The following is a 9,630-nucleotide window of genomic DNA, read 5'->3' as shown; positions in this document are numbered from 1 at the left end:
CCAAGGCGAAGGCAGCAGCAGCTGCAAAGGCAAAAGCGGCAGCGTTAGCGAAGCAGAAAAGAGAAGGGACAGAAGAAGTAACGGAAGAAGAAAAAGCGAAAGCCAAGGCAAAGGCAGCAGCAGCGGCAAAGGCAAAAGCGGCAGCATTGGCGAAGCAGAAAAGAGAAGGAACCGAAGAAGTAACGGAAGAAGAAAAAGCGAAAGCCAAGGCAAAAGCGGTGGCGGCGGCAAAGGCGAAAGCGGCAGCATTGGCGAAGCAGAAAGCCTCGCAAGGTGATGGGGATTCGGGAGATGAAAAGGCAAAGGCAATTGCAGCGGCTGCAAGAGCGAAGACAAAGGGAGCTGAAGGTAAGAAAGAGGATGAGCCGAAGCAGGAAGAACCGTCCGTAAATCAGCCGTATTTAAATCAGTATGTTGAGGCTATTAGGGAGAAGTTAGGAGAGGGTGCATTAGTAGATTCCTACATTAATAAACTGTCAAAGGATGTGCCAACTCTTGTGGTGGATCCAGAAAAGTATTATGAAGTGATGGAGTCACTGCGATTCCATGAGGGACTTGCTTTTGATTATATGTCAGAGCTACATGCGACGGATTTTGTGACACATATGGAAGTGTATGTTCATTTGTTTTCATATAGCAAGAAACAATCGGTAGCGGTGAAGGTAAAGCTAGACCGGGAAGCGCCGCAAGTCGAATCTGTGACAGCGCTTTGGAAAGGAGCTGACTGGCCGGAGCGAGAAGCATATGATTTGCTCGGCATTGTATTTAAAGGGCATCCGAATTTAACGCGTATTTTAATGCCAGATGATTGGGTAGGATATCCGCTTAGAAAAGACTATGAACCGTATGATGTGGAGGTGTAGCTATGATCCGCACGGAAGAGATGCTTTTGAATGTAGGACCTCAGCATCCGAGTACACATGGTGTGTTCAGGCTCGTAATTAAGATTGACGGGGAAATTATTAAAGAAGCTACACCTGTTATTGGATATTTGCATCGCGGGACCGAAAAGATCGCTGAGAGCTTACAGTATACGCAAATTATCCCTTATACAGATCGAATGGACTATTTATCAGCCATGACGAATAATTACGTCATTTGCCATGCTGTAGAGACGATGATGGGGCTTGAAATTCCAGAGCGTGCCGAATACTTGCGAGTACTTGCGATGGAGTTAGGAAGAATTGCGAGTCATCTCGTTTGGTGGGGGACGAATCTTCTTGATATAGGAGCGGTCAGCCCGTTTTTGTACGCGTTTCGTGAACGAGAGATGATTATAAATTTATTAAATGAATTATGCGGGGCACGGCTTACTTTTAACTATATGAGAGTTGGCGGTGTGAAGTGGGATGCGCCAGATGGTTGGATTGAAAAGGTGGAAGAGTTTGTTCCGTATATGAGGGAGCAATTAGCAGGGTATCACGATCTTGTTAGCGGTAATGAGATTTTCTTAAATCGTGTGAAAGGCGTTGGTATATATAGCGCGGAAGAAGCAATCTCGTATTCTTTAAGCGGAGCAAATTTGCGGTGCACTGGAGTAAACTGGGATCTTCGCAAAGATGAGCCGTATTCGATTTATGATCGTTTTGATTTTGATATTCCTGTTGGAAGCGTGGGAGATGCTTGGGATCGCTACGTTTGCCGAATGCAAGAAATCGAGGAGTCTTTAAAGATTGTTGAGCAAGCGGTTCAGCAGTTCCCGAAAGATGGAGCTGTGCTGGCAAAAGTACCGAAAATTATTAAGGCACCTAAGGGAGAAGCATTTGTACGTATCGAATCGCCGCGCGGAGAGATTGGTTGTTATATCGCAAGTGACGGAAAGAAAGAGCCGTACCGTTTGAAGTTTCGTAGGCCATCTTTTTATAACTTGCAAATTTTACCGAAGTTATTGAAAGGTGAAAACATCGCTAATTTAATTACGATTTTAGGTGGAGTTGATATTGTACTTGGGGAGGTTGATGGCTAATGATTGAGACGCTCTTACAATCACCTTCAAGCTGGACGAATTTCTTCATTTTTTTCGGATTAGCGGTACTTCTACTATTTGCAGTCCTTGGCTTCGTTACATATGGAATTTTGGCAGAACGGAAAGTGATGGGGTTTATGCAAGGGCGGATTGGACCAAACCAGGTTGGAGGCCGATTCGGTTTACTGCAAACGGTAGCTGATGTTTTAAAACTATTATTGAAAGAAGATAGTATTCCGAAAGCAGCAGATAAACCGCTGTTTATATTAGCGCCTGTCATTGCATTTGCACCAGCATTTATGGTGCTTGCGGTTATCCCGTTCACTGATAAATTTCAATTTGCAGATATTGGAGTCGGGCTACTTTATTATATTGCTGTTTCCGGTATTACGACGATAGGTGTTGTAACTGGGGGATGGGCATCGAATAATAAATATTCCCTTTTAGGAGGGATGCGTGCGGCGGCGCAAATGATTTCTTATGAGATTCCGCTCGTAATGAGTGTAATTGGCATCGTTTTGCTAGCTGGTAGTCTGAATTTAAATGAGATTGTAGCGGCGCAGGAGAGGGTCTGGTACATTTTCGTACAGCCAATTGGATTCGTCGTTTTCTTAATCGCAGCAGTTGCAGAGTTAAATAGGACGCCATTCGATTTGCCGGAAGCGGAGTCAGAACTTGTTTCTGGATATCATACGGAATACTCAGGTTTTCGCTGGGCGTTTTTCATGCTTTCAGAGTACGTATATTTCTTCGGGATGGCATCGTTAATTACAGTGCTCTTTTTAGGCGGATGGAATCCAGTCATGTTTCTTGGATTTATCCCAGGTGCCGTATGGTTTGCTTTGAAATTTAGCAGTGTAGTCTTTCTATTAATTTGGTTCCGCGTTACGTTCCCGCGTATAAGAGGTGACCAGTTAATGGAGTTTGGATGGAAAGTATTATTGCCGATTGCACTTGCAAATATTTTCTTAACGGCATTGATTAAGGAGTTATTCTTCTAATCTATGAGGGGGGTGCCAGTAAGAGATGAAAGGACTATTTAAAGGGTTAAAATATACATTAAGTAATTTGAGCAAGAAGAAGGTAACGTATGATTATCCAAATCAACCGTTGCCGTTGCCAGACCGTTTTCGGGGGATTCAAAAATTTTATCCGGAGAAATGTATTGTTTGTAATCAGTGCTCTAACATTTGTCCGACAGACTGTATTCAGTTAACAGGAAAGAAACATCCGGATCCTACGAAAAAAGGAAAAATTATCGACACGTATGATATTAATTTTGAAATTTGTATTCTTTGTGATTTATGTACAGAAGTTTGTCCGACAGAGGCAATTGTCATGACAAATAACTTTGAACTCGCGGAATATTCACGTGATGACTTATTTAAAAATTTGCAGTGGCTTGACGAAAACGACGAAAACGTCAGGAAGGAGAATAAGGCATGAATGGCGAGTTTGTAGCATTCTTTATACTATCCTTGTCTGCAATTATCGGCGGTGTTCTTATGTTGAACTTAACGAAAGTTATGCACATGATGCTAGCTCTCGTTCTGACATTTCTCAGCATTGCAGGTTTGTATTTTCTTTTGTCAGCCGAATTTATAGGCGTTGCACAAATTTTACTTTACTCTGGTGCAATCACAATTATTATGATTTTCGGCATTATGTTAACGAAACATAACGCGGAAAATGAATCGCGTCTTACTCTTCGAAAATGGATTATCTTCTTTGCAGTTGTAGCATTTGGAGCAGTTATGTATTTCGCTGTTAATAATGTTGATTTTGCAAATGAAAGCACACAAGGAAGTTTACCTCTCCATGAAAACAACACACTTCAAATCGGTACGCTTCTCTATTCAAAATATATTATTCCATTTGAACTAACTTCAGTTATTTTACTTGTAGCACTCGTTGGCGCAATTATACTTGCGAAAAAGGACGAGAAAGAGGAGGATTCCAATGAGTAGCGTTCCAGCTTCTGCATATTTAACACTTGCGATTATTTTGTTTTGCATCGGTTTATTTGGAGCTTTAACAAAGCGGAATACAGTAATCGTATTAGTTTGTATCGAATTAATGCTGAATGCTGCCAATTTAAACTTAGTGGCGTTTAGTAAATTAGGCTTATTTCCGAATTTAACAGGTCAAATTTTCTCACTGTTTACGATGGCTGTAGCGGCAGCGGAAGCGGCGGTAGGACTCGCTATTTTAATTGCTTTATATCGTAATCGTACGACAGTTCAGGTGGATGAAATGGATACGCTCAAAGGATAGCATTGTGACCGAAAAAGGGGGAAGGAAACAATGATCGATTATGCATGGCTCATACCGCTTTTCCCACTCGTTTCGTTTTTGTTACTTATTATATTCGGGAAGAAAATTAGAGAAGGAAGCAGCGTACTTAGTATTTTTTTCGTCTTTCTCTCCTTTATACTTGCGGTACTTGTGTTAATAGAAAGGTTTTCAGAAGCAAGCGTGAAGCATAAGTGGGTGTGGCTTAGAGCTGGAGATGTGGATATATCATTCGGCTTTGAAGTGACTGCATTAGGAGCTTTAATGTTATTTATCGTGACGCTTGTGAGTCTACTTGTACATGTGTATTCGAAAGGTTATATGAAAGGTGATGAACGATTACCAACCTTTTACGCATATTTAGGACTCTTTACATTTGCGATGTTAGGGCTTGTTATATCAACGAATTTATTACAACTTTATATATTTTGGGAATTAGTTGGCCTTGGCTCATTTTTACTTATCGGTTTTTATTTCTTTAAAGAAGAAGCGAAGGCTGCTGCAAAAAAGGCTTTTATTATGACCCGTATTGGGGATGTTGGTTTATTTATCGGGATGATTTTAATTTTTTGGTACGCAGGTAGTTTTGAATATGACGCAATATTTAGGGCGATTTATACAGGGGATCTACCTCCTTACATGATTACAATAACAGCGATATTAATTTTTATCGGGGCGATGGGGAAATCAGGTCAGTTCCCGCTTCATACGTGGTTGCCAGATGCAATGGAAGGGCCAACGCCCGTTTCGGCACTTATTCACGCGGCGACGATGGTCGCAGCTGGCGTATATTTAGTAGCGACGATGTTCCCTCTATTTTCAGCAAGTACAGTGGCGATGCAGACAGTGGCAATCGTTGGAGCTTTCACTGCAATCTTTGCGGCCTCTATCGGTCTTGTGCAAACAGATATAAAGAGGGTGCTTGCTTATTCTACAGTTAGCCAGCTCGGGTATATGATGCTCGCGTTAGGTTCTGCCGGTTATGTAGCTGGTATATTCCATTTAACGACACATGCTTTTTTTAAAGCACTACTATTTTTGGCGGCAGGAAGTGTAATTCATGCTGTGCATACGCAAAACATTAATAAAATGGGCGGTTTACAGAAGAAGATGAAAGTAACTGGTACGCTATTTTTAATAGGTACCCTTGCCATTAGCGGTGTTCCGCTGCTTTCCGGTTTTTTCAGCAAAGATGAAATTTTAGCGGTGACGTGGATGAATGGCAATTACGTTTTATTTACTTTAGCGGTAATTGCGGCGTTTTTAACAGCGTTCTATATGTTCCGCCTATACTTTCTTGTCTTTACTGGAGAAACGAAGACGAAGGAAGAAGTGCATGAATCGCCTCGCGTTATGACGTATCCAATGATTGTTCTCGGCGTTCTCGCAGTAGTGGTAGGATATATAAATACACCATGGTTTGGGACGTTTCTCGGAGATTGGTTGACGAAAGATGTAGGGTTTAAGGTTGAAGAAGCGCATGGACCAGTTTGGATTATGATTGTTGCGACACTCGTTTCATTTGCGGGAATCGCTCTTGCATATTTCATATATAGCAAGAAATCAATTTCTAGGAATTGGGCTGGGGGTACGGAAACATCGCTTTATAATCTTTTGAAAGAAAAATATTATGTGGATGAACTATACAACATGACGGTGATCCCTATTACGAAAGGAATCGCTCATGTGCTTCGCTTATTTGAATTGTATGTAGTCGAAGGAATTGCAGTTTTAATTGCAAGTGTAGTGAAAGGCACAAGTAACCTTGGATCGAAACTTCAAAACGGGAATGTACAAGTGTACGGTACTGTAACGGCGGTTTCGCTCGCTGTACTCGTCATTATTTTGCTCTATACGGGAGGGGATTTACGATGAATGATTTGTTGTTAACGTTCTTCATTTTTTCCCCGCTTTTAGGAATTTTATTGCTTGTATTAACACCGAAAAAGGAATTGCGTACAGTGCGAGCGCTTGGCCTATTTGGGACGGCACTTCCATTTGGAATCGCTATCGTCCTCGCTTGTACATATGCTTCTGGAAAGAATTTGTCACTATTCGATGAAAAGATGAAATGGATTAAGTTCGGCGATTTTACAGCGGTAGATAAAAGGTGGTTTTCTATTTATTACGAGCTCGGTATTGATGGTTTGTCGCTTGTCATGATGGTACTGACGGCTCTTCTAGCAACGCTTGCAGCAATTGCAGCCTTTTCTATTAAAAGAAATTTAAAAGCATTTTATATGCTGTTACTCATGCTAGAAATAGGAATGCTCGGCGTCTTTGCTGCTCAAAACTTAATGTTGTTTTTTATCTTCTTTGAAATTACGTTGCCACCAATGTTCTTATTAATTGGAAAGTGGGGGAAATTGTCGAGTGAAAAGGCTGCGTATAGTTATTTAATATATAACGGTATTGGCTCAGCTATTTTGCTCATTGTTTTCTCAATTTTGTTCGCGAAAACAGGTACAACAAATATTGTGGAGCTGAAAGAGATATTAAGAAGCGTAAACGCAGAGGGAGCACTCGTCATCCCAATTAGTTTGCAGCTTAGTGTATTTATTGCCATAATGATTGCTTTTGCAATTAAACTACCTGTTTTTCCGTTGCACCGCTGGATGGTCAATGTACACATAGAAGCGCATCCAGCTGTAGTTATGCTTCATGCGGGTGTTTTGCTGAAGATTGGAGCGTACGGTATTATTCGCTTCGGGAAAGGGCTATTCCCGGAATATTTTCACGATGTTGCAACACTAATTGCGATATTAGGCGTAATTAATTTATTATACGGTGCCTTTTTAGCGCTCATCCAAACAGACTTTAGGAAAGTACTGGCTTACTCTAGTATTTCGCATATGGGAATTGTGTTAATGGGACTTGCGTCACTTAATGCACCTGGTACACAAGGAGCGTTATTCCAGGTTGTATCGCACGGTTTAATTGCAGCCTTGCTGTTTTTCTTACTCGGTGTTATAGAACAACGTTTCGGAACATCAGACATTACAGCGCTTGGTGGACTCGCAAAAAGTGTCCCAGTACTTAGCGGCTTCTTCTTAGCAGGAGGAATGGCATCGCTCGGATTACCAGGGATGTCTGGGTTTGTTAGTGAATTTCTTGCCTTTCTTGGTTTATTTCAAGGAGAGCCCGTCATTGCTGCAGTCGGTGTGATTGGCATCATTTTAACCGCTGTATATGTATTAAGGGCGACACTTCAAGTGACATTTGGAAAGAAAGAGTGGGAAGCAAAATCTGATATACACGGATGGGAGTATGTCCCTGTTTTACTACTTATCGTTTGTATTATTGCAATTGGAGTTATGCCAGAAATACTAGGGGATCCGCTTCAAAATACATTGAAAACATTGGGGGTGAAGTAGGATGGATATGAATACGTTACTTAGCTTATCGTGGCATCTAATGGTGCCAGAATTTATTATTCTCGGCGTCGCCATCCTCCTTTCCATATGTGATTTGTTTTTTAAGTTGAACCATAGATATGTAGCTCTTGGTGCGATTGCTGCCATCGTATTAGCAATCGTGTCATTAATTACTCTATATAGCGAACCGGCAGGAGATATTTTAAATGGATCGTTTGTGTTAGATGGATTTTCAAAAGGGTTTAAAACGTTACTATTAGGTGCCTCAGCCCTCATTTTATGCACCGCAATGAGCGATGATAAGAAGAATCCAATCGAAGATAAAGGTGAATATTATTACTTATTTTTAATGGCACTTCTTGGTGCGATGTTCATGGCTTCTAGTGTAGATTTTATTACCCTTTTCGTTGGCTTGGAGTTACTTTCACTTTCTTCTTATATTTTAGTAGGAATACGAAAAAAGAGCCGTGCATCAAATGAAGCGGCAATGAAATACGTCATTAGCGGAGGAATTGGAACGGCGATTACGCTCTTCGGAATGAGTTATTTATACGGTATTACAGGTTCAACTAACATTGTAGATATGCAAAAGGTACTCACTGGGGAACTCGCTAGTGGTATTCAGTTATTGTTAGCTCTCGCATTTCTTTTATTGCTAGTTGGTCTCTCATTTAAAATTGCCACAGTGCCGTTTCATATGTGGGCACCTGATGTGTATGAAGGAGCGGCTACACCAGTTACTGCTTTTCTTGGAACGATTTCTAAAATTGCCGGGTTCCTACTCATTATTCGTTTGTTCCTTATGATCTTTGCAAGTGTATTAATACAAGGAGATATGCAATCTTTATATGGGCATATGAGTATATATATTGCGGTGCTAGCAAGTATTACGATGATTGTTGGGAATGTAGTCGCATTAAAACAATACAATATAAAGCGTTTATTTGCTTATTCGGGCATTGCTCATGCAGGATATTTACTCGTTCCACTTGTGGCATTATCACCATTTACGATGGATAGCATATGGTTTTATATGCTGGCATACATGCTTATGAATATAGGGGCATTTGCTATCATCCATGGCTTAATCTTACAAAATAATGAGGAAAATATAACAATTTTCACAGGTTTATATAAAAGGTCGCCATTTACAGCGATAATGATGACAATTTTTATTTTATCGTTGGCTGGGATACCAGGAACGGCTGGCTTCATTGGAAAGATTAATATCTTTTTAGGCGCACTTCATGTAGAGCCAGCACATTACGTACTAGCTTCGATTATGATGGGTACGACAGTTGTTTCATTCGTATATTATTTCCGTATTTTACAACAAATGTTTTTCCGCACCGGAGAGACAGAAGAGAGAATACGGTTACCGTTAAATATAAAGGTTGTTATGAGTCTTTGTGCAATTTCGATTGTAATACTAGGGATTATGCCGATGATTGGGTACAATTTCTTTTATGAATATTTTCCATTAATGAAAGATTTCTTCTTCTTAGGGAACGTGGTACAATAGTGAAAATAAAAGGTGTGGAGTCAGTACTCTGCGCTTTTTATTTTGTGTTAACTTGTAATGTAGATATACGTTTTTGGAAAGAAAATCACGATGTAAAATGTAAGATGTCTATGTGCATTTGAAAAAGTGTAGCTCCTACTTATTATGGTATCGTTTTTATATTCTTTCATAAGTAGTAGCTGAGTAAAAAGGGGTCGATTTTTTGGCACAACTTTTAGGGCAACAAGCACTGATTGCCATTGTTTCGCATTTATTGTTTATTACCATTACGTGGTGGGCCTTACAAGGCATTCACATTGAGCGTTTAATGAAGTCCGGAAAAGTGCTGCAGACGAGAGTATTACTCATCTTAATTACAATTGCAATTGGGACATCTGTAAGTAACTTTTTCCTTGATTATTTAGGCTATTCGAAGAGTTTAACGTATTTAGTAAAGTAAGTGTATAGAACCTCAAATCTCCGTTAACAATGGGGAT

At 40.4% G+C, this 9,630-nt stretch carries 10 protein-coding genes; all 10 read left to right on the top strand.

Translation table 11 applies throughout. The features are described from left to right. Positions 1–863 (top strand): NADH-quinone oxidoreductase subunit C (locus DN401_RS15500; protein ID WP_149287836.1); only part of this gene is annotated, 863 nt, incomplete at its 5' end. A gap of 2 nt (positions 864–865) precedes the next feature. After that, positions 866–1,966: an NADH-quinone oxidoreductase subunit NuoD gene (nuoD, locus tag DN401_RS15495; protein ID WP_000621434.1), complete on the top strand. Its 1,101-nt coding sequence runs from the start codon at positions 866–868 to the stop codon at positions 1,964–1,966. Then, positions 1,966–2,967 (top strand): NADH-quinone oxidoreductase subunit NuoH, encoded by a 1,002-nt coding sequence (gene nuoH / locus DN401_RS15490; RefSeq protein ID WP_000573432.1) that lies wholly within the window; start codon positions 1,966–1,968, stop codon positions 2,965–2,967. The genes nuoD and nuoH overlap by 1 nt, the downstream gene beginning before the upstream one ends. A 25-nt stretch (positions 2,968–2,992) precedes the next feature. Further along, complete coding sequence (gene nuoI / locus DN401_RS15485; RefSeq protein ID WP_000677191.1) at positions 2,993–3,412, top strand: NADH-quinone oxidoreductase subunit NuoI; 420 nt, start codon at positions 2,993–2,995, stop codon at positions 3,410–3,412. Beyond that, complete coding sequence (locus tag DN401_RS15480; RefSeq protein WP_001012812.1) at positions 3,409–3,933, top strand: NADH-quinone oxidoreductase subunit J; 525 nt, start codon at positions 3,409–3,411, stop codon at positions 3,931–3,933. Before nuoI ends, DN401_RS15480 begins: the two co-directional genes overlap by 4 nt. Next, positions 3,926–4,240, top strand: coding sequence for an NADH-quinone oxidoreductase subunit NuoK (gene nuoK / locus DN401_RS15475; protein ID WP_000100079.1), 315 nt, complete (start codon positions 3,926–3,928; stop codon positions 4,238–4,240). Before DN401_RS15480 ends, nuoK begins: the two co-directional genes overlap by 8 nt. A 30-nt stretch (positions 4,241–4,270) precedes the next feature. Next, positions 4,271–6,133: an NADH-quinone oxidoreductase subunit L gene (gene nuoL, locus DN401_RS15470; protein ID WP_048538353.1), complete on the top strand. Its 1,863-nt coding sequence runs from the start codon at positions 4,271–4,273 to the stop codon at positions 6,131–6,133. Then, positions 6,130–7,632, top strand: a complete 1,503-nt coding sequence (locus DN401_RS15465) for an NADH-quinone oxidoreductase subunit M (protein ID WP_086692209.1) — start codon at positions 6,130–6,132, stop codon at positions 7,630–7,632. The genes nuoL and DN401_RS15465 overlap by 4 nt, the downstream gene beginning before the upstream one ends. Positions 7,633–7,639: 7 nt before the next feature. Further along, positions 7,640–9,154 (top strand): NADH-quinone oxidoreductase subunit NuoN, encoded by a 1,515-nt coding sequence (nuoN, locus tag DN401_RS15460; RefSeq protein ID WP_370512899.1) that lies wholly within the window; start codon positions 7,640–7,642, stop codon positions 9,152–9,154. Positions 9,155–9,356: 202 nt separating this feature from the next. Then, a complete protein-coding gene (locus DN401_RS15455) occupies positions 9,357–9,593 on the top strand; it encodes a DUF1146 family protein (protein WP_000057889.1) in 237 nt (78 codons plus the stop codon). The last annotated feature ends 37 nt before the right edge of the window (positions 9,594–9,630 follow it).

Origin of the sequence: Bacillus sp. BF2-3 (assembly GCF_008368795.1) — a bacterium.
Taxonomy (GTDB): domain Bacteria; phylum Bacillota; class Bacilli; order Bacillales; family Bacillaceae_G; genus Bacillus_A; species Bacillus_A cereus.
Note: the sequence above shows the minus strand (reverse complement) of the source record. Positions and strands in the feature narration are given on the sequence as shown.